A 21,624-nucleotide genomic window follows, 5' to 3' on the forward strand; every position below is an offset into this window, starting at 1 on the left:
ATTAATGATTTCAGCGGTTTTTGACAGTCTGATTCTGCCCGTAATTCTGGTGGGCGCATAAGAAAAAAATGTGATACAACGATGGATGCTGCAAGCAAACGATTAACTATTCACAACTACTAACAGTCAGGCAGGGTCAAGAGTAATGATCCCACAGATTTCTCAGGCACCGGGTGTCGTTCAATTGGTGCTGAATTTTTTACAGGCACTGGAGCAACAAGGTTTTACCGGCGATACCGCCACAAGTTATGCCGACAGGCTGACCATGGCGACCGATAACAGTATCTACCAATTGCTACCCGATGCCGTTGTCTTTCCCCGTTCTACTTCTGATGTCGCCTTAATTTCACGCATCGCGGCGGAAGCGCGTTTTCAGTCGCTGGTATTCACACCGCGCGGCGGTGGCACCGGTACAAACGGTCAGGCGCTGAACCAGGGCATCATCGTTGATATGTCCCGCTATATGAACCGCATTATGGAAATTAATCCTGAGGAAGGATGGGTGCGGGTTGAAGCGGGCGTCATCAAAGATCAACTCAACCAGTTTCTTAAACCCTACGGCTATTTCTTCGCGCCGGAACTGTCCACCAGTAACCGTGCGACGCTGGGGGGCATGATCAATACCGATGCTTCCGGTCAGGGATCGCTGGTCTACGGAAAAACGTCCGACCATGTCCTCGGCGTGCGCGCCGTATTGCTCGGCGGCGATATTCTGGACACCCAACCGGTGCCCGTTGAACTGGCGCAGACGTTGGGTAAAGCAAATACCGCAGTGGGGCGCATTTACCGCACCGTGTTCGAACGTTGCCGGGACAATCGTCAACTGATTATCGATAAATTCCCCAAACTCAACCGTTTCCTCACGGGATACGACCTGCGCCATGTCTTCAATGATGAGATGACCGAGTTTGACCTGACCCGCGTGTTGACGGGCTCGGAGGGAACGCTGGCATTCATTACCGAAGCGCGGCTGGATATCACCCGCCTGCCGAAAGTGCGCCGTCTGGTGAATGTGAAATACGATTCGTTCGACTCCGCGCTGCGTAATGCCCCGTTTATGGTGGAAGCGCGCGCACTGTCGGTCGAAACGGTCGATTCAAAAGTCCTCAATCTGGCGCGCGAAGACATCATCTGGCACTCCGTAAATGAACTCATCACCGATGTGCCGGATAAGACCATGCTGGGTCTGAATATTGTCGAGTTTGCCGGTGATGATGAAGCGCTAATTAATGAGCAGGTTACCTCTCTGTGCGCTCGCCTGGATTCCCTGATGGCGGAAGGGGCGGGCGGGGTGATTGGCTGGCAAATTTGTGACGACCTGGCGGGCATTGAGCGTATCTACGCGATGCGTAAAAAAGCCGTCGGCCTGCTGGGCAATGCGAAAGGGGCGGCAAAACCGATTCCGTTCGCAGAAGATACCTGTGTGCCACCGGAACACCTTGCGGACTACATCGTCGAGTTTCGCGCATTGCTTGACAGCCATGGCTTGAGCTACGGCATGTTCGGTCATGTGGATGCAGGCGTATTGCATGTGCGTCCGGCGCTCGACATGTGCGACCCGCAACAGGAGGTTTTGATGAAGAAAATCTCCGATGATGTGGTGGCGTTAACGGCCAAATACGGTGGCTTGCTGTGGGGTGAGCACGGTAAAGGTTTCCGTGCCGAATACAGCCCGGCGTTCTTTGGTGCGGAACTGTATGCAGAGCTGCGCAAAGTGAAGGCGGCATTTGACCCGGCAAACCGTCTCAACCCGGGTAAAATTTGTCCCCCTGAGGGGATTGATGCGCCGATGAAGCAGGTAGATGACGTGAAGCGCGGTAGCTTCGACCGACAAATCCCGATTGCCGTGCGCTCATCCTGGCGTGGGGCGATGGAGTGCAACGGCAACGGTCTGTGCTTCAACTTCGATGCCAAAAGCCCCATGTGCCCGTCGATGAAAATTTCCGGCGATCGTATCCATTCGCCGAAAGGTCGCGCCACGCTGGTGCGCGAATGGCTGCGTCTGCTGGCCGATCGCGGTATCGACCCGGTGAAGCTGGAAAAAGAGATGCCCGAAAAACGCGCCAGCCTGCGTTCGCTGATTGAGCGTACCCGTAATAGCTGGCATGCGCGTCACGGCGAGTATGATTTTTCGCATGAAGTGAAAGAGGCTATGTCGGGTTGTCTGGCCTGTAAGGCCTGCTCGACCCAATGCCCGATCAAGATAGACGTGCCGGAGTTCCGCTCGCGCTTCCTGCAACTTTACCACACACGCTATTTGCGTCCGCTGCGCGATCACCTGGTTGCGACCGTGGAAAGCTACGCGCCGCTGATGGCCCAGGCGCCGAAAACGTTCAATTTCTTTATGAGCCAGCCGTGGGTGCGTTCGCTTTCACAAAAACATATTGGCATGGTGGATTTGCCACTGTTGTCTGTTCCCTCATTACAACGGCAGATGATCGGCCACCTTTCGGCGAACCTGACGCTGGAACAGCTTGAAACATTGAGCGATGCGGAAAAAGCCACTACGGTGCTGGTGGTGCAGGATCCGTTCACCAGTTACTACGATGCGCAAGTGGTGGCCGATTTCGTTCGTCTGGTGGAAAAACTGGGCTACCAGCCCGTTGTCCTGCCCTTTTCGCCGAATGGCAAAGCGCAGCATATCAAAGGCTTCTTGCAGCGTTTTGCGAAAACCGCACAGAAAACCTCGGATTTTCTCAACCGAGTTGCGCAACTGGGCATGCCGATGGTGGGCGTCGACCCGGCGCTGGTGCTCTGCTACCGCGATGAATACAAGCAGACGCTCGGTGAGAAGCGTGGCGATTTTCACGTCATGCTGGTGCACGAATGGTTGCCTTCTGCACTGGAAGGGCGTGAGAATCGCGCCATCAGCGGTGAATCCTGGTACCTGTTTGGCCACTGTACTGAGGTGACGGCGCTGCCTGCTTCCGTTTCGCAATGGACGTCCATTTTTGCCCGTCTGGGCGCGAAGCTGGAAAACGTCAGCGTAGGGTGCTGCGGCATGGCAGGAACCTATGGACATGAAGTCAAGAACCACGCCAACTCGTTGGGGATTTACGAGTTGTCCTGGCATCAGGCGCTGCAACGTTTACCGCGTAGCCGCTGCCTGGCGACAGGCTACTCCTGTCGCAGCCAGGTGAAACGCGTGGAGGGAAATGGCGTACGCCATCCGTTGCAGGCGCTACTGGAGATAATAGGATGATCTGGAAACGTGAGGTAACCCTTGACGCGCTCAATGCGATGGGCGAGGGCAATATGGTAGGACTGCTCGATATCCGTTTTATTGCAATTCATGACGACTCGCTTGAAGCAACAATGCCGGTTGATAGCCGCACGCATCAGCCGTTTGGTTTGCTGCATGGTGGCGCTTCTGTGGTACTGGCGGAGTCGCTGGGTTCTGTTGCCGGATATTTATGTACCGAAGGCGAGAAGAAAGTGGTTGGGCTTGAGGTTAATGCCAACCATATTCGTTCCGCACGGAGCGGGCGTGTGCGTGGCGTCTGTCGTGCACTGCATACCGGTGGCCGCCATCAGGTATGGCAAATTGATATTTACGATGAGCAGGATAAATTATGCTGCACTTCGCGCCTCACCACCGCGGTCATCTGAGATAAATTTGCGACAGGGAAACCTGTCGCAAAAATTCATATTTTCTTCATCCATTTTCACATTCAGACTTGTCCATTCGTGCTATATTGGGCGGGTTTGAAAACCGCTTCGATGGCTGTCGAAGCCAGACTTTGTAACGCATAAAGACCTAATGAAGTGATTCGTTGTTTCCTTAAGCGCTACTCCCTACAGGCTTACAGGTAACAATAATGCATTCATCGTTTAAAAGGGCGTTTTTACATCCACGCCACTGGGGCACATGGGCAGGGCTTGGCCTGCTTTGGTTGCTCGTTCAACTGCCTTATCCTCTTCTCTCCCGTTTGGGAGAAACCCTCGGGAAATTAGCCCGTCCTTTTCTTAAACGTCGCGAACGTATTGCCCGCCGCAATCTGGAACTTTGCTTTCCAAATATGAGCGATGAACTCCGCGAAGCAATGATTGAGAAAAACTTCATGTCGCTCGGCATGGCGCTATTTGAAACCGGTATGGCCTGGTTCTGGTCTGATAGCCGGGTGCGCCGCTGGTTCGACGTAGAAGGTTACCAGAACCTTGTTGCCGCACAGGCAAGCCAGCGTGGCGTGATGGTCGTCGGTGTCCATTTTATGTCGCTGGAGCTCGGTGGTCGCGTGATGGGGCTGTGTCAGCCGATGATGGCGACCTACCGTCCGCATAATAGTGAATTGATGGAGTGGGTGCAGACGCGAGGCCGTATGCGTTCCAATAAATCGATGATCGACAGACGTAATCTGAAAGGTCTGGTGAGCGAACTGAAAAAAGGCGAGGCCGTCTGGTTTGCCCCCGATCAGGATTACGGCAGCAAGGGCAGCACCTTCGCGCCATTTTTCTCAGTTGAAAACGCGGCAACCACCAACGGCACTTATGTGTTGTCCCGTCTTTCCGGAGCTTCAATGTTGACGGTGACCATGGTGCGTAAGGCGGATCGCTCAGGTTATTCGCTGCATATCGGCAAGGCGATGACCGATTACCCGGCGAAAGATGAACACGAAGCCGCAAGCTATATCAATAAAGTCATTGAACGTGAGATTCTGCGCGCGCCGGAACAGTATCTGTGGATCCATCGTCGCTTCAAAACCCGCCCGCCAGGAGAAGCTTCGCTTTACCTGTAATTCCTGCCCCAGGTCGGCGCACAGCCGGCCAGTTACTGGCTCGCAAGAACGGACTCCGCCAGTTTTTTTCTCCTGACAAAAGGCGATATCAACCCCATCCATCCACGGTGGACCTGCCGATATTGCTTACGGAGCGGTGCACTGCGCCTTTCACGAAACGTTAAGTTTTCGCTTCGATGGCGTATTAATCGAGCTCCGGAATCGCCACTTTTTTGAGCTTAATGACGAAGTGATTTTCATGACGGGTAATTTTCGCGCCGTCGTCACAATATTCGGTTGAGAGCTGGAAAAACGCATCCGCGTCAACATCGAACGCCAGTTCGATTTCACTGTACTTCCCTGAGTTAAGCATTTGATAAACTTGCTTTAAGCTGTGTGCTTTGGCTATCGACATGATAAAAGAACCTCAGAAGTGATGACGAAGTGGTTAAAACCTGACCATTGCTTTATAGCAGGCAATGGCGAAATTTCCATCCGATAAGCAGGAGGCAGCACGTAACGTTAACAGGGAAATTTTACATCTTGAATAATGTTATGTTATAACATAGCATAACATATTTTCGTAAACCGAGGGACGGATTTTGGTTAGCCATTTTGCAAAAACAACGATAGTTCTGGGGACGCTTTTAGTAAGCGCTACTGCCTTTTCTCATGATCACCATTCGCACGGGAAACCGTTGAGTGAAGTAGAGGAAAAAGCGGCGAACGGTGAATTTAACGATAGCGATGTCAGAGACAGAAAGCTGACCGACTGGGACGGTATGTGGCAGTCTCTCTATCCTTACCTGCAAAGCGGCGATCTGGATCCGGTGTTGCGGAAAAAGGCAGAGAAAGACAAGAGTAAATCGTTCGATGAACTGAAAGCGTACTACCGCAAGGGATATGTCACCGACATCGATACAATCGGTATTGAAAATGGGGTGATGGAATTCCATGTCGGCGACAAGGTGAGTGCCTGTAAATATGATTACGCCGGGCATAAAATCCTGATGTATACCTCCGGTAAGAAGGGCGTGCGTTATCTATTCGAATGTAAAGATGCCAGCAGTAAGGCCCCAAAGTTTGTGCAATTTAGCGATCACATTATTGCACCGCGCACTTCCACGCATTTCCATATCTTTATGGGTAATACCTCTCAGGAGGCGCTGCTAAAAGAGATGGACAACTGGCCAACTTATTACCCTTATCAGCTTAAAAAAGATCGGATTGTTGATGAGATGCTTCACCATTAACGGAGTATTTATGCCCGCTTCGGCGGGCCTTTTGTGTCTTCCTGCGCTTTAGTTTCTCTGTCGGCTCTTGTAGCATAGGCCGCTCATCGGCTTTAACGGTATTTGCAGGAGGCAAAGTGTTTGCCGAATATGGTGTTATCAGTTTTTGGTCTTATTTTATTGGGGCGATTTTCATTATCTTAGTGCCTGGTCCGAACACCTTCTTTGTGCTCAAAACCAGCGTGGCGGGTGGGCTGAAAAATGGCTATGTCGCTGCTGCGGGCGTGTTTATCGGCGATGCGGTGTTGATGTTCCTCGCCTATATGGGGGTGGCAACGCTTATCAAAACAACGCCAGTATTGTTCAATCTGGTCCGCTATCTTGGCGCGTTTTACCTGCTCTGGCTGGGGGTGAAAATGCTCTACAGTGCGCTTTCTCGTAAGGGCAAAAGCGTGAGTGAGCATGAGGTACATAAGGGCGATATCTTCAAGCGTTCGCTGGTACTGAGCCTGACCAACCCGAAAGCGATTTTGTTTTATGTGTCGTTTTTTGTGCAGTTTATCGACATCCATTATACCAACACGGGAATGGCGTTCTTTATCCTGGCCAGTACGCTGGAATTAATTAGCGTCTGTTATTTCAGCTTCCTGATTATCTCCGGGACCTATGTGACACAGTTTGTGAAAACGAAAAAACGTCTCGCAAAACTCGGCAACTCATTAATTGGTCTTATTTTTGTCGGTTTTGCCGCCCGGCTGGCAACGCTGCAATCCTGAATAGCATTAAGGCCTGTGTTTAACGGGCCTTATTGCACTGTCCAGGCAGGCTCCCGAGTCCACTTTTTTGCTGCCAGAGCGAGGATTATTAATAGTCGTCATCGGTATCTTTTAATCGGGAGCGGATAACAAGGACAGCAAAGATAATGACAATGGCAAGAATGCCCAGGAACCAACGCATGATGACGGCCACTTTGGGTAGAGATACTGTTCGGGCATCTTATATTATAAGACCTGCGTAATGCATTCATTTCGCGTATGAAAACTATGCATAACTGTGTCTTGTCATTTCGCAAGACGGAAGGGCAAACCGTTGACCTGTAGTCGGCGCATCACTATTCTGCGTCTGATTTTGCTATCTGGCGCGCCGTCCCGGTGCTGTTTTGCTGTGTAAAACAACAGCGGCTTTAAAAAAACTTGCTGAGTATCATATTTGCTGCACTAACAGCGAGCATTGATTAAATAACGTCGTTTTCCCAACCCTCACTTTTTATGGTGCGTGATGAAAATCTATCTGGTCCGCCACGGCGAAACCGTCTGGAATGTTGAAAACAGAATTCAGGGGCACCTTGATAGCCCGGTTACAGAGGTCGGTATCAGGCAGATCTCTGCACTGTGTCGGGATCTGACAGACAAATCCATTACCTCTATCATCGCTTCGCCTTTGGGCCGTTCAGTGACCGCAGCCAGGCAAATTGCCTCGCACTTAGATTGCCCGTTGCATCTCAATCCTGCCCTTGTCGAACGTCATTTCGGCGAGTTAGAAGGCAAACGCATTAGCGAACTGACAGAGAAAGAGCGCGCACAGGCTGAGGCGATGCTTTCCGGCAGTTTGGCTATCGGGCCGCAAAATGGGGAAGCACTACAGGATGCCACCCAAAGAGTCCTTGGCGCGCTGTCAGACTTGTCAGCCCGGCAAGGCAATGTGTGCGTTGTTTCCCACGGGCACGTTATCCAGTCAGTTATCAATACCCTGGTGGGGAATAATGCCGACCATTTTGAGCGGTATGCGCATTTAAATGGCGCTTATTCAGTTCTGGCCTGCCCGGACAAAGGACTCACCGTAGAGAAATGGGGCATATCGACCCATCTTTTTTCCCGAAGTAGGTAATGAGCATTTGTTCTGCTGGCGGTTAAATGTGCCGTATCTCGTTGATAATCCGTTTTGTGATGCAGTTAACTTTCTGATATCAGGAAAAGTTTTCGAAGATCCCTTTTTTAGCTCCCTATCTCAAAAATAGGTATTACCTATACATCTTTTAGTGACGCAGACGCGCCTTCCTTGCTGCTGAAAATAGCTATTATTTATCAAATCATTAAACAATTTTTCACTTATCTGTAAAGCCTTCACACAGAGTCTATGCTTATACCATGAGCTTAAAAAACGGGCAGTACACGAATAACCCTTCGGAATAGAGGTTGAAGTGATAATCATTATCACTAACATAGTGTTATGTCCTTCATGATTTATGATGTGAGGTAGAACTATGGAATTGCAATCAGAGACGTTCGACCCGGCAGACTTTTCCTGGCGTGGGCTAACGATGACACCCGCCGCCGCAGAACATATTCGCGGATTAACCCGTAAGCAACCTGACCTGCTGGGTGTCCGGCTGGGCATTAAAAAGACAGGATGCGCAGGTTTTGGTTATGTGATGGACACCGTCACGCAGCCGGATAAAGACGACCTGCTTTTTGAATGTGAGGGTGCACGACTCTACGTGCCGCTCGCGGCGATGCCATTTATTGACGGCACCGAAGTGGACTATGTGCGCGAAGGTTTAAACCAGTTATTCAAATTTCATAACCCGAAAGCCCAGAATGAATGTGGCTGTGGCGAAAGCTTTGGGGTATAGGCGGTACTATGTCTCGTAATACTGAAGCAACAGATGATGTCAAAACCTGGACCGGGAACCTCAATTATAAAGAGGGTTTTTTTACCCGGCTAACCACTGACGAACTGGCGAAAGGCATTAATGAAGATGTCGTGCGGGCGATCTCAGCCAAACGTAACGAGCCTGAATGGATGCTGGAGTTTCGCCTGAGCGCATTTCGCGCCTGGCTCGAGATGGAAGAGCCGCACTGGCTGAAAGCCCATTACGCGAAACTCGATTATCAGGATTACAGCTACTATTCCGCGCCTTCCTGCGGAAGTTGTGATGATACCTGTGCCTCGCAGCCAGGGGCCGTTCAGCAAACTGGCGCAAATTCTTTCCTGACGGATGAAGTGGAAGCGGCATTCAACCAACTGGGTGTGCCGGTCCGTGAAGGGCGCGAAGTGGCGGTCGATGCCATTTTTGACTCCGTCTCTGTTGCCACCACCTACCGGGAAAAACTCTCCGAACAGGGTATTATTTTTTGCTCGTTTGGTGAGGCCATACATGACCATCCTGAGCTGGTGAAAAAATACCTGGGTACCGTCGTGCCCTCCAATGATAACTTCTTTGCAGCGTTGAATGCGGCGGTCGCCTCTGACGGTACGTTTATCTACATCCCGAAAGGGGTACGCTGCCCGATGGAATTGTCGACCTATTTCCGCATCAATGCCGAAAAAACCGGGCAGTTCGAACGCACCATTCTGATCGCGGATGAAGGCAGCTATGTTAGCTATATCGAAGGTTGCTCCGCACCCGTGCGCGACAGTTACCAGCTTCATGCGGCCGTGGTAGAAGTCATCATCCATAAAGATGCGGAAGTGAAATATTCTACTGTGCAGAACTGGTTCCCCGGCGATAACAACACTGGCGGTATCCTCAACTTCGTGACCAAGCGTGCGCTGTGCGAAGGCGAGAACAGCAAAATGTCCTGGACACAGTCGGAGACCGGTTCAGCCATCACCTGGAAATACCCGAGTTGCATCCTGCGCGGCGATAACTCCATCGGTGAGTTCTTCTCCGTGGCACTCACCAGTGGCCACCAGCAGGCGGATACGGGCACCAAGATGATTCACATCGGCAAAAACACCAAATCGACCATTATCTCGAAAGGGATCTCTGCGGGTCATAGCCAGAACAGCTATCGCGGGTTGGTGAAGATTATGCCGAGCGCCACCAACGCCCGTAACTTCACCCAGTGCGACTCTATGCTGATTGGCCCGGATTGCGGGGCGCATACTTTCCCGTATGTGGAGTGTCGCAATAACAGTGCGCAACTGGAGCATGAAGCCACCACTTCACGCATTGGGGAAGATCAACTGTTCTACTGCCTGCAGCGCGGTATCAGCGAAGATGATGCCATTTCAATGATCGTCAATGGATTCTGTAAAGACGTGTTCTCCGAGTTGCCGCTGGAGTTTGCCGTTGAAGCACAAAAATTGCTGGCTATTAGTCTTGAACACAGCGTCGGTTAAGAATTAAGGAATACACATGTTAAGTATTAAAGACCTGCAGGTAAGCGTTGAAGATAAAGAGATTCTGCGTGGCCTGAGCCTGGATGTGCGTCCGGGGGAAGTGCACGCGATTATGGGACCCAACGGTTCCGGCAAAAGTACGCTATCCGCAACGCTGGCAGGACGTGAAGATTATGAAGTTACCGGCGGCAGCGTCGAGTACAAAGGTAAGAATTTACTGGAGCTCTCCCCGGAAGATCGCGCCGGAGAAGGGGTGTTTATGGCCTTCCAGTATCCGGTAGAAATTCCTGGCGTCAGTAATCAATTCTTCCTGCAAACGGCGCTTAACGCCGTGCGCAAATACCGTGAGCAGGACGAGCTGGACCGCTTTGATTTCCAGGACCTGATGGAAGACAAAATCAAGTTGCTCAAAATGCCGGAAGACCTGCTGACGCGCTCGGTTAACGTTGGTTTCTCCGGTGGCGAGAAGAAGCGTAACGATATTCTGCAGATGGCGGTGCTGGAGCCTGATTTGTGCATCCTCGATGAAACCGATTCCGGGCTTGATATTGACGCGCTAAAAATCGTTGCCGATGGCGTTAACGCGCTGCGTGATGATAAGCGCTCTTTCATTATTGTGACGCACTATCAGCGGATCCTGGATTACATCAAGCCGGACTATGTCCACGTGCTGTATCAGGGGCGCATTGTGAAATCCGGTGATTTCACACTGGTTAAGCAACTGGAGGAGCAAGGTTATGGCTGGCTTACAGAACAGCAGTAACGCGCTGCAACAGTGGCATCATCTGTTTGAGCAACAGGGTGGGGCACGTTCAGAGCAGGCGCAACAGCATCTGCAACAAATGCTGCGTTTAGGGCTGCCGACGCGCAAACACGAAAACTGGAAATATACACCGCTCGACGGTTTGCTAAATAGCCAGTTTGTCAGCACGGCGGGTGCGTTGAGCGCACAAGAGTGTGATGCTCTCGCATTGCCGGTTGATGCACTACGACTGGTGTTTATGGATGGGTATTACAACGCGACGCTCAGTGACGATATTGCCGGTTCTGGCTTCACTGTGACCATTAACGATGACCGTCAGACTTTGCAGGCCCCGGTGCAGCCGGAGGTGTTTTTACACTTAACAGAAAGCCTGGCGCAAAGCATCACTCATATTAGCGTCGGTCGTAATCAGCGGGCGACCAGGCCGCTTCTGCTGATGCATATCACCCAGGGGCTGGGCGGGTCTGAGATGAACACCGCTCATTACCGCCACCATATCTCACTGGCCGAAGGGGCCGAAGCGACAGTCTACGAGCATTATGTCAGCCTGAATACGCATCGCCATTTCACCGGCGCGCGGCTGACCATGGACGTGGCGGCGAATGCCCAACTGCATCATGTCAAACTGGCCTTTGAAAACCCGGAAAGCTACCACTTTGCGCATAACGACATGCGTCTTGGCGCGGATGCAGCGGCGCACAGTCATAGCTTCCTGCTGGGCGGCGCGGTGTTACGCCACAATACCAGTACTCAACTCAACGGTGAAAATACCACGCTGCGCATGAACAGCCTGGCGATGCCGGTGAAATCAGAAGTGTGTGATACCCGCACCTGGCTTGAGCACAATAAAGGTTATTGCAACAGCCGCCAGTTGCACAAAACCATTGTCAGCGACAAAGGTCGTGCGGTGTTCAACGGGCTGATCAACGTTGCGCAACACGCCATCAAAACTGATGGACAGATGACCAACAACAACCTGTTGCTGGGACGACTGGCTGAGGTGGACACCAAACCGCAGCTGGAAATCTATGCTGATGACGTGAAATGTAGCCACGGTGCGACGGTCGGTCGTATTGACGATGAACAGATGTTTTACCTGCGCTCGCGTGGCATTGATCAGCAGGCGGCACAGAAGATGATCATTTACGCCTTCGCCGCTGAGCTCACCGAAGCGATCAGCGACGAAGCGCTCAGGCAGCAGGTGCTGGCGCGCATTGGCCAACGCCTTGCGGGAGGCTTAGCATGAGTTTTTCCGTTCACAGCGTACGCGCCGATTTCCCGGTCCTGACGCGTGAAGTTAACGGGGTGCCGCTGGCGTATCTGGACAGTGCAGCCAGCGCGCAAAAACCGAATCAGGTTATTGATGCCGAAGCGGAGTTTTTTCGCCACGGCTATGCGGCGGTGCACCGGGGGATCCATACCCTGAGTGCCGAAGCCACGCAGCGCATGGAACAGGTTCGCACCCAAGTCGCCGGTTTTCTGAACGCCCGGCTACCAGAAGAGTTGGTTTTCGTGCGTGGTACCACCGAAGGCATCAATCTGGTAGCCAACAGTTGGGGCAACAGTCAGGTGCGGGCGGGCGACAATATCATCATCAGCGCCATGGAGCATCACGCGAATATCGTGCCGTGGCAGATGCTGTGTGAGCGCGTCGGTGCTGAGCTGCGCGTCATACCGCTCAATATCGACGGAACATTACAACTTGAGGCGCTGCCTGGCTTGTTTGATGCGCGTACGCGACTCCTGGCGGTCACACAGGTCTCCAATGTATTGGGAACCGAAAATCCGGTAGCGGAAATGATAGCGCTGGCCCATCAACATGGCACGAAAGTGCTGATTGATGGCGCGCAGGCCATCATGCATCACACGGTCGATGTGCAGGCGCTGGATTGTGATTTCTACGTTTTCTCAGGCCATAAGATCTACGGTCCGACGGGGATCGGCGTGCTGTATGTCAAAGAGGACATCTTACAGGCCATGCCGCCGTGGGAAGGGGGCGGCTCTATGATTGCCACCGTGAGTCTGACCGAAGGGACAACCTATGCCAAAGCGCCGTGGCGTTTCGAAGCGGGTACACCCAATACCGGGGGAATTATTGGTCTGGGGGCCGCTCTCGATTATGTCAGCGGCCTTGGGCTGGACGCGATTGCTCACTATGAACAGACGCTAATGCGCTATGCCCTGAATGCGCTGGCGGATGTGCCCGATTTAACGCTCTATGGCCCGCAGGATCGTCTGGGGGTCATTGCCTTTAACCTCGGCAAACATCATGCCTATGATGTGGGGAGCTTCCTTGATAATTATGGTGTGGCCGTGCGAACAGGGCATCATTGCGCCATGCCGTTGATGGCTTTTTATAATGTTCCGGCAATGTGTCGTGCGTCACTGGTGATGTATAACACGCAAGAAGAGGTGGATCGTCTGGTGGCTGGCCTGAAACGTATTCATCAGTTGCTGGGCTAACAGAGAGGCATACATGGCCGTTTTACCCGACAGAGACAAACTACTGCGCAATTTTGGGCGCTGTGCCAACTGGGAAGAGAAGTATCTGTACATCATTGAGCTGGGGCAGCGGTTGCCTGCGCTCAGCGACGAGGCGCACAATCCGGAAAACATTATTCAGGGTTGCCAGAGCCAGGTCTGGATTATCATGCACCGTAATAACGAAGGCGTGATTGAGCTGGCTGGCGATAGCGATGCAGCCATCGTCAAAGGGCTTATTGCCATTGTGTTCATTCTTTACCAGCAGATGACCGCGCAGGACATCCTGGCGTTCGATGTGCGCCCGTGGTTTGAAAAGATGTCTTTGACTCAACATCTTACTCCGTCACGTTCCCAGGGGCTGGAAGCGATGATTCGCGCAATTCGCTCCAAAGCCGCCAACATTAGCTAAACTAAATAGACAGCTTTCATCCTGTTACGCGAGGTGCATCCGCGCCTCGTTGGTTATTCAGCTTTCGGCCTCTGCCGTGATACAGGACATCCAGTATGAAACGCGCGTCTACTATAACATTGTCTCTTATTGGCGCTTTTAGCGCTATCCAGATGGCCTGGGCTGTGGATTATCCGCTCCCTCCGGCCGGAAGTCGTCTTATCGGTCAAAACCAGACTTATACCGTTCAGGAGAGCGATAAAAACCTGCAGGCCATTGCCCGGCACTTTGATACGGCGGCAATGCTGATTATCGAAGCAAACAACACTATCGCACCGGTACCCAGAGCGGGTACGGTCGTCACTATTCCGTCGCAAATGCTGCTGCCAGATACGCCACGGGACGGGATCGTCGTTAACCTTGCTGAATTGCGGCTTTACTATTATCCCCCCGGTAAAGATATCGTTCAGGTCTTCCCGCTGGGGATTGGTCAGCAGGGGCTTGAAACGCCGGTTACAACCACCCGTATCAGCCAGAAGATCCCCAACCCGACCTGGACGCCTACCGCAGGCATCCGCGCGCGTTCACTGGCGCAAGGCATTGAATTACCCGCTGTGGTTCCCGCCGGGCCAAATAACCCGCTGGGACGCTATGCGCTGCGTCTGGGAATAGGCAACGGCGAATACCTCATCCATGGCACCAGCGCGCCTGACAGCGTAGGGCTGCGTGTCAGTTCAGGGTGCATGCGGATGAACGCTGCGGATATTCAGTCACTGTTCTCACAGGTGAATACCGGTACGCGGGTCACCATCCTTAACGAGCCGGTCAAATATGCCGTAGAACCCGATGGACGCCACTATATCGAGGTACACCGACCTCTGTCGCAGAACGTCGGGGATAATACGCAGACGCTGCCTATCTCGTTCTCGGCAAACCTGGCGAGTACTATCGAGCAGGGCGGTGGTGACAGGACGCTGATAGACAAAGCGTTATACCGGCGTGCGGGTTATCCCGTCGCCATTCCGGCGAACAAAAGCGGCAAGGTAACAACGGAAAGCGTTGTGTCGGCACAGAATCGTGATGCCAGCGCAGATGTAAATACGGAAGAAAGCGGGAAGACCGTGACGCAGTAAAACAGGGAAGGGTAAATCGCAGACAAAAAAAATGGCGCACAATGTGCGCCATTTCATCACAGGTACTCTTACTTACGGTAAGAATGAGCCTGGTTATCCAGACGCTGGTTAGCGCGAGCTGCGTCGTCTTTAGCAGCCTGAACGTCGGAACGGATTGCGTTCACGTCGTTGCTCAGCTGGTCAACTTTAGCGTTCAGAGTCTGAACGTCAGAAGACAGCTGATCGATTTTAGCGTTGCTGGAGCAACCAGCCAGCAGAGTAGAACCCAGGATTACCGCGCCCAGTACCAGTTTAGTACGATTCATTATAAATACCCTCTAGATTGAGTTAATCTCCATGTAGCGTTACAAGTATTACACAAAGTTTTTTATGTTGAGAATATTTTTTTGATGGGAATCCACTTAAATTTGATCGTTCGCTCAAAGAAACACCGACTTTGAATAAAACGTTAAAAAAAGTGTGATAAAACAGCAAGCTTCCATCGGATTCATCTTAGATAATAAGCAGTTTAAATAGTGAAATCCGATTTGCTTTTTTATTCGGGGTGACTTCTGATATATAAAAAAAGCGCCCGAAGGCGCTTTTTTAAACACGAATATTCGTCCAGGTATTATTACAGGACGTGTACAGATGCCGTGTTGGTGGTGCCGCTGGAGACCAGTGCGCCGGAAACCATGACCACAACATCACCTTTCTGCGCCAGACCGCTCTGTACGGCCAGCTCTTTGCCCAGGCGGTAGAAATCATCAGTAGAGGCGATTTCTTCAACCAGTTGCGCGACAACGCCTTTGCTCAGTACCAACTGACGTGCGGTGGTTTCGTTAGTGGTCAGCGCCAGGATGGTGGCATCCGGGAAGTATTTACGTACTGCACGTGCAGATTTACCGCCCTGGGTTGCAACCACGATCAGCGGAGCATCCAGTTTTTCAGCCGTTTCAACCGCACCACGGCACACCGCTTCGGTGATACGCAGTTTACGGCTGTCGTTGTTGAAATCCAGACGGCTGGTCATGACGCGATCGGTACGTTCGCAGATGGTCGCCATGATGGTCACAGCTTCCAGCGGGTACTTACCTTTTGCGGATTCACCAGACAGCATGACTGCGTCGGTGCCGTCGAGGATGGCGTTCGCCACGTCGCCTGCTTCCGCACGGGTCGGACGCGGGTTCTTGATCATAGAGTCCAGCATCTGGGTCGCGGTGATAACCACTTTACGCGCGCGGATACATTTCTCGATCATCATCTTCTGCGCGAAGATCACTTCTTCAACCGGAATTTCTACGCCCAGGTCACCACGCGCAACCATGATGCCGTCAGAAGCTTCGAGGATTTCGTCGAAGTTATTCAGGCCTTCCTGGTTTTCGATTTTGGAGATGATCTGGATGTTCTCGCCGCCGTGCGCTTTCAGGTGCTGACGAATTTCTTCCACATCAGAACGCTTACGAATGAAAGAGGCAGCAACAAAGTCAACGCCTTGTTCGCAACCGAAGATCAGGTCTTGTTTATCTTTTTCAGCCAGCGCTGGCAGAGCGATGGAAACGCCTGGCAGGTTAACGCCTTTGTTTTCGCCCAGGTCACCGTTGTTCAGTACTTTACAGATGACTTTGTTGCCTTCGATGGCGGTGACTTCCATGCCGATCAGGCCGTCGTCAACCAGTACCGTGTTACCAACCTGCAGATCGCTGGTGAAACCTTCGTAGGTTACTGCAACGGTTTCCGTGTTGCCGATAACCGTTTTGTCGGTGGTGAAGGTGAAAGTCTGGCCCGCTTTCAGCGAAACATCATTACCGCCTTCGAGTTTGATTGTGCGGATTTCCGGACCTTTAGTGTCCAGCAGAATCGCCGCTTTTTTACCGGTTTTGCTCATTACGTTGCGCAAGTTCTGGATGCGCTGGCCGTGCTCAGCATAGTCACCGTGAGAGAAGTTCAGACGCATTACGTTCATTCCTGCGTCCAGCATTTTTGCTAACATCTCTTCGGATTCGGTTTTCGGACCGATGGTGCAAACAATTTTGGTCTTTTTCATGACAGTCTTAGTCTTTAAGTTGAGAAGGATATGGAAATCACGCTCCGGTTAGTACGAAGCTTCGGAGTCAAACCTGTGTTGCGAAAGTTGCGATGCCACAGCCTAAGGATAGGTGACATCAAAAAAGCGTGCAGAGTAATGTGTGCCTGTGTTTCAGCCCAGCCGGGAAAGTCATAATGTAATGGTTGAGTTTTACAGTTCAATGAGCTGAAACCATTCAAGAGTGAATAGAATGCCATTATACGATGAAAATCGGGCAAAAGGAAAATGAAAACGCTGTTTCAAAAATCATCTGGGCAGTTTCACAACGAAGTGTTATCAACGTGTTAAGTTATCACAAAATTGAATTTGCCTTGTTGACGTGAAACTAAAACCTTTGCCCACAAAAAGGCAAAGGTTCAGCAAGGGATACGGATAATGCGATTATCGAGTTATGCTAACAAAACTGTAACAAACACTCGGGCGTTCGGCATACGATGACCACAGCTTAACCGATTTAGCTATGGAGCAGTTTCAGCGCGTGAGCATGAACCTCCGGACAGCCCGCCGCCAGAATATGCCCGCCCGCCTCAGGACGACCACCGCTTAAAGTGCTTACAACGCCGCCTGCCTGCTCAATAATGGGGATTAACGCCACAATATCATAGGGTTGCAGGGAATATTCCAGACAGAGATCAATCTGTCCGGTAGCCAGCATCGCCATGGCATAGCACTCCCCGCCGTAACGTGTCATGAGCGCGGCATCATCCAGCGCAGCAAAATTAACTTCCGGGAAACGGGAAACAGGCTCAGGCGAGGTGATATGCAAAATTGCCTGATCCACAGAGAGTCCTTTTCGGGTGTTCAGTGGAGCGGTTCCCTGTGGACCACTGCGCCAGGCCTGCCTGCCATCTGCCCAAAAACGTTCACCGGTAAACGGTTGGCTCATCATACCCAGATGCCCATGGCCTTCAACGGTCAGGCCAATGAGCGTTCCCCATACCGGAATACCACATAGGAACGGCCGGGTGCCGTCAACGGGGTCCAGCACCCACTGCAACGGCCCGCTTCCGGTAATCCCGAATTCTTCGCCCATAATTGAATGGTCAGGATAGCGGGCGTCAATGATGGCGCGAATGGCGCGTTCAGCTTCGCGGTCTGCATCGGTCACAGGATCAAAGCGATAACCCTCTTTCGGTTTTGAGTCTACATGCAGATTTAACTGCGAGCGAAAACGCGGCAGTGTCTGTTTGTCTGCCGCATCAGCAAGCTCATGCAAAAAAGCGATGTCGGGAACAGCGTGGTTCATGATTGAGTCCTCATCAACGAAATTAGCGTCAGTCTTCCATGCTCGTTATTGCTCGATTTTGCATTTTTATTGATTTTTCTTCAAATTATTCTGATGGGGTTGTTGCGCAATCAATAGAATCATGGAGTTGCTCGAAATGAAGTGAACATGAACGAGCGTATCGGTTCTTACGGTCTCCCCGTTACCGGATGACAGAAAATGCAAAGCACAAGACATACAGGCAATGGATACTCAAACACCAGACGTCGTGGACGTATGTACTGTCTCAGGACGAATCCTGGTCAATTATGTCAGAACCCGGAGTGATAAAGATGACGATAAAAGTACTTGGCTATGCCGCACAATCGAGTAAAGCTCCCCTTGCTCCGCACTATTTTGAGCGTCGGGATCCCAGAGCGGATGATGTGGTTATCGATATTCTGTATTGCGGCGTGTGCCACTCAGACTTACACCAGGCGCGCAACGACTGGGGGTTTAGCCAGTATCCTCTGGTACCGGGGCATGAGATCGTCGGCCGCGTCACCCGCGTAGGTCCGGGCGTGAGTAAATTTAAGGCCGGAGATTTAGTGGGGATCGGTTGCATGGTGGACTCCTGCCGTGAGTGTTCCTCCTGTAAGCAGGGGCTTGAACAATATTGCGAAGAGGGCAACATTCAGACGTACAACGGCATTGACCGCCATGACCACATGCCGACCTACGGTGGTTATTCTCGCTCTATTATTTGTAGTGAAGATTTCGTGTTGCGCATCCCGGAAAACCTGGATGTACAGGCTGTTGCGCCGTTACTTTGCGCGGGCATTACCACCTGGTCGCCGCTGCGTCGTTGGGGCGTAAAAGCTGGCAGCAAGGTCGCCGTCATTGGTCTGGGCGGGTTAGGGCATATGGCGCTGAAACTGGCGCATGCGATGGGGGCGGAAGTCACATTGTTCACCCGCTCACCGGACAAAGAGGCGGATGCGCGGCAACTGGGTGCGCAACACGTGGTGCTCTCGACCGATCCGCAACAGATGGACGCCGTGAAAGGGCAGTTTGAGCTGATTATCGACACCGTACCTTATGCCCATGATATCAATCCGTATATGCCAACACTGACACTGGATGGCACACTGGTGTTCGTTGGTCTGTTGGGCGATATTGAACCGGCGGTCAGCACATTGCCGATGATTCTGGGGCGTCGTTCTGTATCCGGTTCGTGTATCGGCGGCATTGCCGAAACGCAGGAGATGCTCGATTTCTGCGGTAAGCACAATATCACGGCGGATTCAGAGGTGATTCGCATGGACCAGATCAACGATGCCTTTGAACGTTTGCTGAAAAGCGATGTGAAATACCGCTTCGTGATCGATATGCAGACGCTGGTGGAATAAATAGCGCATTTGACGGCAGGAAAATCCTGCCGTCTCTTATTAATGCACCGGGTAGGTGGACATCTGTGTTGCGAGGACAAATTTCGCCCACTGTTGCAAATACTGCTGGCTGCGATTACACAAAACATACTGCCCGACAGGGTTCACACACTGTTCCACATCATTATTAAATGTCGAAATCCCAACGAAAGTGCCGTCGCGGGCCATCAATGTTTCGAACTGATGCGTGGCTTTGAATCTCCCTGGTCCCAACTGCTGACGGCCGAAAAAATAGGCCTTACGGTTAACGACAAGACCGTCAGAGCGTTGCTGGGGGCCCCAGGTTGTTAACACCGGATCGGGATAGCTACCGAGGTTGGGAGAAATTTTGGGGGTAATAATCTGCTGTTCAAAGGCGATGGAAACCTGATTGACCTCATACTGGTTGGCTGCGGGGCTGGCGGAGATAACCTGTTCAAATGTTCCGTTCGTCGTCGCGGCCACACAGACATTGCCCTGCTGCGCGAGCGTCACATCATCCGGTACGGCAAGAGTGGCGCCACTTTCCAGATGCGTCCACAGTTGAAAACGAAAGCCTTGCAGAACATTGATCGGTACAGCGGATACGCTGGCGGTGCTGTAAAGCCGGTTCACATCATCCGAAGTTTTGGCCGCTTCCTCAAACGTTACGGTATTGCCTTTATTGAACGTCAGACCGCCGCAGGTAACCGTGACACTCGATGCCGGGTTTGTGACAAACGCATAAGTGCTATTCGAGAGACTCACGTTGCCATTTAGCGGTTCGTTTGACTGCGCAAGGTCATTGAGCAGAGTGGCTGGCCATCCCCAACTGGCGGGCACCGTCCCGTTTTTCAGCCCTCCGGCAACAATAGCAATAACCCTGCCTTGATCATCATAAACCGGCCCGCCGGACATGCCGGGGAGCAGTTGCGATGAAAAACGGATCACCGATTGCTGAGTGTCGATGTCCGTACCGGAGAGGCTTTGGGTGTTTGCAATCGGTAACCATTGCCCCAGAACCGAGCTGCCCGCGACGCCCATTCGCACATCCTGTTCACCGATGGAAAGCATTCCCAGCCCATACCCCAGCGCCTGATAATCGCTATCCGGATTACCCGGCGAGGTTTGTGACAAACTGCTTTTTGTGGGTGGGGCGTTCACGATTAATAGCGCCAGATCGTTACGTTTCAGCACCCGCGCCAGTTTGGCCGTTGCGAACGGCTGTCCTGGGGCATTTTCATACCAGAGCTCAATGCTGCTGCACCCCCCAACCACATGCCAGGCGGTAACCACATGTTTAGCATCGAGCCAGGCGAAACCAGTGCCATTGCGCGCTGGCGTGCTGCCATTACAGGATCTGGCCTGAACCAACATTACCGATTGTTGAACTTGCTGAGTGGTGCTCGCTGGAACTGTCGCTAAAAGGCTAAAAACTGGGGTAACCGCTGCCAGCAGTGTGTAATAGTGGTATTTGCTCATCATTAATCGACCCCGCAAAGATAAAAGAGCGCAGCCTGGCCTATTTGTTCACGCCTTTCTGACGGCACATGTTTGAGCTTTTCTGCCCACATCTGACCGATTGACCCTTGTTTTGCCAGCCATGCCATTTGGGCATCAACTGTTTCGTTGCGATGCCGGGCAAAGTCGCTGCAAAAATCGGGAATGTCGGCAAATAAGGTCGAATCCGTATGATTGTGGATATCGGTTATTTTTACACCCTCGGCCACGAGCCCGTATTTCATCCGCATGACGACCTGCTGGATCTGGGTTGTGTCGAAACCCAGCGATTCTAGTTCGGAGGCAAGCTGTCTCGAGGTTGGAGAAAGGGTGTCATGAGTGCGTACCCAAATACTCCCGGGTAGTGTGACAATCATGGCGGCGGCAAAGGATATAACTCGTGTCTGATTAAGCGTACCTTCCGTCAGTTTTGTTGAGCCAGCAAGACCAAAGAAGGCGGTAGCCACTGCCAGGACCGTAGTTAATACCGTTGACGTCACACTGGCTGTCGTTAACCCAGTGAGAAGTCCGGTGAGAACACCTAACGTCAGACCCGCAGCGATATCCGCCAGCATCTGCCTTGCCATGCTTGCCTCCAGGACGTCT

General features: G+C 52.0%; 21 protein-coding genes. 14 read left to right on the plus strand and 7 right to left on the minus strand.

Annotated features, from left to right (window positions below; all coding sequences use genetic code 11):
* Positions 1-145: 145 nt before the first annotated feature.
* The 3 genes from ydiJ to lpxP all read left to right on the plus strand — a co-directional run bounded on the left by ydiJ (position 146) and on the right by lpxP (position 4,736).
* Positions 146-3,202: a D-2-hydroxyglutarate dehydrogenase YdiJ gene (gene ydiJ, locus ACS0RQ_RS11545; protein ID WP_271848970.1), complete on the plus strand. Its 3,057-nt coding sequence runs from the start codon at positions 146-148 to the stop codon at positions 3,200-3,202.
* A complete protein-coding gene (gene menI, locus ACS0RQ_RS11550; RefSeq protein WP_271848969.1) occupies positions 3,199-3,609 on the plus strand; it encodes a 1,4-dihydroxy-2-naphthoyl-CoA hydrolase in 411 nt (136 codons plus the stop codon). Before ydiJ ends, menI begins: the two co-directional genes overlap by 4 nt.
* 209 nt (positions 3,610-3,818) lie before the next feature.
* Complete coding sequence (gene lpxP, locus ACS0RQ_RS11555) at positions 3,819-4,736, plus strand: kdo(2)-lipid IV(A) palmitoleoyltransferase (protein ID WP_041851587.1); 918 nt, start codon at positions 3,819-3,821, stop codon at positions 4,734-4,736.
* A gap of 184 nt (positions 4,737-4,920) precedes the next feature.
* Here the strand turns inward: lpxP and ACS0RQ_RS11560 are convergent, their stop codons facing one another.
* Entirely contained in the window at positions 4,921-5,088 is a 168-nt protein-coding gene (locus tag ACS0RQ_RS11560) for a hypothetical protein (RefSeq protein ID WP_271848968.1), read from the minus strand.
* Between the two features lie 229 nt (positions 5,089-5,317).
* Between ACS0RQ_RS11560 and zinT the strand changes: the two genes are divergently transcribed.
* From zinT to ldtE, 10 genes are all read left to right on the plus strand, one after another.
* Entirely contained in the window at positions 5,318-5,968 is a 651-nt protein-coding gene (zinT, locus tag ACS0RQ_RS11565) for a metal-binding protein ZinT (RefSeq protein WP_271848967.1), read from the plus strand.
* A 116-nt stretch (positions 5,969-6,084) separates the two neighbouring features.
* On the plus strand, positions 6,085-6,723 hold the full coding sequence (gene leuE, locus ACS0RQ_RS11570) for a leucine efflux protein LeuE (protein ID WP_271848966.1): 639 nt from the start codon (positions 6,085-6,087) through the stop codon (positions 6,721-6,723).
* A gap of 502 nt (positions 6,724-7,225) precedes the next feature.
* Positions 7,226-7,834 carry a histidine phosphatase family protein gene (locus ACS0RQ_RS11575; RefSeq protein WP_271848965.1) on the plus strand — a complete coding sequence of 203 codons (609 nt, stop codon included), beginning with the start codon at positions 7,226-7,228 and terminating at the stop codon, positions 7,832-7,834.
* A gap of 376 nt (positions 7,835-8,210) precedes the next feature.
* A complete protein-coding gene (gene sufA / locus ACS0RQ_RS11580) occupies positions 8,211-8,579 on the plus strand; it encodes a Fe-S cluster assembly scaffold SufA (RefSeq protein WP_271848964.1) in 369 nt (122 codons plus the stop codon).
* Between the two features lie 8 nt (positions 8,580-8,587).
* Positions 8,588-10,072 (plus strand): Fe-S cluster assembly protein SufB, encoded by a 1,485-nt coding sequence (gene sufB, locus ACS0RQ_RS11585; RefSeq protein WP_041851581.1) that lies wholly within the window; start codon positions 8,588-8,590, stop codon positions 10,070-10,072.
* A gap of 16 nt (positions 10,073-10,088) precedes the next feature.
* On the plus strand, positions 10,089-10,835 hold the full coding sequence (sufC, locus tag ACS0RQ_RS11590) for a Fe-S cluster assembly ATPase SufC (RefSeq protein WP_271848963.1): 747 nt from the start codon (positions 10,089-10,091) through the stop codon (positions 10,833-10,835).
* Entirely contained in the window at positions 10,810-12,081 is a 1,272-nt protein-coding gene (gene sufD, locus ACS0RQ_RS11595; RefSeq protein WP_271848962.1) for a Fe-S cluster assembly protein SufD, read from the plus strand. The genes sufC and sufD overlap by 26 nt, the downstream gene beginning before the upstream one ends.
* A complete protein-coding gene (gene sufS, locus ACS0RQ_RS11600) occupies positions 12,078-13,298 on the plus strand; it encodes a cysteine desulfurase SufS (RefSeq protein WP_271848961.1) in 1,221 nt (406 codons plus the stop codon). Before sufD ends, sufS begins: the two co-directional genes overlap by 4 nt.
* Positions 13,299-13,311: 13 nt before the next feature.
* The gene (gene sufE / locus ACS0RQ_RS11605) at positions 13,312-13,728 is read left to right on the plus strand and encodes a cysteine desulfuration protein SufE (RefSeq protein WP_271848960.1); all 417 of its coding nucleotides are present in this window, start codon (positions 13,312-13,314) and stop codon (positions 13,726-13,728) included.
* A 95-nt stretch (positions 13,729-13,823) separates the two neighbouring features.
* Positions 13,824-14,840 carry a L,D-transpeptidase LdtE gene (gene ldtE / locus ACS0RQ_RS11610; protein WP_271848959.1) on the plus strand — a complete coding sequence of 339 codons (1,017 nt, stop codon included), beginning with the start codon at positions 13,824-13,826 and terminating at the stop codon, positions 14,838-14,840.
* A 68-nt stretch (positions 14,841-14,908) separates the two neighbouring features.
* Here ldtE and ACS0RQ_RS11615 read toward each other — a convergent pair whose 3' ends face one another.
* From ACS0RQ_RS11615 to ACS0RQ_RS11630, 4 genes are all read right to left on the minus strand, one after another.
* Positions 14,909-15,145: a major outer membrane lipoprotein gene (locus tag ACS0RQ_RS11615; protein WP_007374746.1), complete on the minus strand. Its 237-nt coding sequence runs from the start codon at positions 15,143-15,145 to the stop codon at positions 14,909-14,911.
* A 308-nt stretch (positions 15,146-15,453) separates the two neighbouring features.
* On the minus strand, positions 15,454-16,866 hold the full coding sequence (gene pykF / locus ACS0RQ_RS11620) for a pyruvate kinase PykF (RefSeq protein WP_041851575.1): 1,413 nt from the start codon (positions 16,864-16,866) through the stop codon (positions 15,454-15,456).
* Positions 16,867-16,880: 14 nt separating this feature from the next.
* Entirely contained in the window at positions 16,881-17,105 is a 225-nt protein-coding gene (gene ynhH / locus ACS0RQ_RS11625; RefSeq protein ID WP_418904026.1) for a protein YnhH, read from the minus strand.
* A gap of 257 nt (positions 17,106-17,362) precedes the next feature.
* Positions 17,363-18,154, minus strand: coding sequence for an inositol monophosphatase family protein (locus ACS0RQ_RS11630; RefSeq protein WP_271848958.1), 792 nt, complete (start codon positions 18,152-18,154; stop codon positions 17,363-17,365).
* A gap of 311 nt (positions 18,155-18,465) precedes the next feature.
* On the opposite strand from ACS0RQ_RS11630, the gene ACS0RQ_RS11635 reads away from it, so the two are divergent.
* On the plus strand, positions 18,466-19,521 hold the full coding sequence (locus ACS0RQ_RS11635; RefSeq protein ID WP_271848957.1) for an NAD(P)-dependent alcohol dehydrogenase: 1,056 nt from the start codon (positions 18,466-18,468) through the stop codon (positions 19,519-19,521).
* Between the two features lie 39 nt (positions 19,522-19,560).
* On the opposite strand, the gene ACS0RQ_RS11640 is transcribed toward ACS0RQ_RS11635, so the two are convergent.
* Complete coding sequence (locus tag ACS0RQ_RS11640; protein WP_271848956.1) at positions 19,561-21,003, minus strand: S1 family peptidase; 1,443 nt, start codon at positions 21,001-21,003, stop codon at positions 19,561-19,563.
* Positions 21,003-21,605 carry a hypothetical protein gene (locus ACS0RQ_RS11645; protein ID WP_271848955.1) on the minus strand — a complete coding sequence of 201 codons (603 nt, stop codon included), beginning with the start codon at positions 21,603-21,605 and terminating at the stop codon, positions 21,003-21,005. The genes ACS0RQ_RS11640 and ACS0RQ_RS11645 overlap by 1 nt, the downstream gene beginning before the upstream one ends.
* Positions 21,606-21,624: the final 19 nt, after the last annotated feature.

It is taken from the genome of Phytobacter diazotrophicus (assembly GCF_052061655.1).
Taxonomy (GTDB): Bacteria; Pseudomonadota; Gammaproteobacteria; order Enterobacterales; family Enterobacteriaceae; genus Phytobacter; species Phytobacter diazotrophicus.

Coding starts and splice junctions, on each gene's coding strand:
- ydiJ (WP_271848970.1), top strand. CDS start 146: ATGATCCCACAGATTTCTCAGGCACCGGGTGTCGTTCAATTGGTGCTG.
- menI (WP_271848969.1), top strand. CDS start 3,199: ATGATCTGGAAACGTGAGGTAACCCTTGACGCGCTCAATGCGATGGGC.
- lpxP (WP_041851587.1), top strand. CDS start 3,819: ATGCATTCATCGTTTAAAAGGGCGTTTTTACATCCACGCCACTGGGGC.
- ACS0RQ_RS11560 (WP_271848968.1), bottom strand. CDS start 5,088: ATGCTTAACTCAGGGAAGTACAGTGAAATCGAACTGGCGTTCGATGTT.
- ACS0RQ_RS11575 (WP_271848965.1), top strand. CDS start 7,226: ATGAAAATCTATCTGGTCCGCCACGGCGAAACCGTCTGGAATGTTGAA.
- sufA (WP_271848964.1), top strand. CDS start 8,211: ATGGAATTGCAATCAGAGACGTTCGACCCGGCAGACTTTTCCTGGCGT.
- sufB (WP_041851581.1), top strand. CDS start 8,588: ATGTCTCGTAATACTGAAGCAACAGATGATGTCAAAACCTGGACCGGG.
- sufC (WP_271848963.1), top strand. CDS start 10,089: ATGTTAAGTATTAAAGACCTGCAGGTAAGCGTTGAAGATAAAGAGATT.
- sufD (WP_271848962.1), top strand. CDS start 10,810: ATGGCTGGCTTACAGAACAGCAGTAACGCGCTGCAACAGTGGCATCAT.
- sufS (WP_271848961.1), top strand. CDS start 12,078: ATGAGTTTTTCCGTTCACAGCGTACGCGCCGATTTCCCGGTCCTGACG.
- sufE (WP_271848960.1), top strand. CDS start 13,312: ATGGCCGTTTTACCCGACAGAGACAAACTACTGCGCAATTTTGGGCGC.
- ldtE (WP_271848959.1), top strand. CDS start 13,824: ATGAAACGCGCGTCTACTATAACATTGTCTCTTATTGGCGCTTTTAGC.
- ACS0RQ_RS11615 (WP_007374746.1), bottom strand. CDS start 15,145: ATGAATCGTACTAAACTGGTACTGGGCGCGGTAATCCTGGGTTCTACT.
- pykF (WP_041851575.1), bottom strand. CDS start 16,866: ATGAAAAAGACCAAAATTGTTTGCACCATCGGTCCGAAAACCGAATCC.
- ynhH (WP_418904026.1), bottom strand. CDS start 17,105: ATGGCATTCTATTCACTCTTGAATGGTTTCAGCTCATTGAACTGTAAA.
- ACS0RQ_RS11630 (WP_271848958.1), bottom strand. CDS start 18,154: ATGAACCACGCTGTTCCCGACATCGCTTTTTTGCATGAGCTTGCTGAT.
- ACS0RQ_RS11635 (WP_271848957.1), top strand. CDS start 18,466: ATGACGATAAAAGTACTTGGCTATGCCGCACAATCGAGTAAAGCTCCC.
- ACS0RQ_RS11640 (WP_271848956.1), bottom strand. CDS start 21,003: ATGATGAGCAAATACCACTATTACACACTGCTGGCAGCGGTTACCCCA.
- ACS0RQ_RS11645 (WP_271848955.1), bottom strand. CDS start 21,605: ATGGCAAGGCAGATGCTGGCGGATATCGCTGCGGGTCTGACGTTAGGT.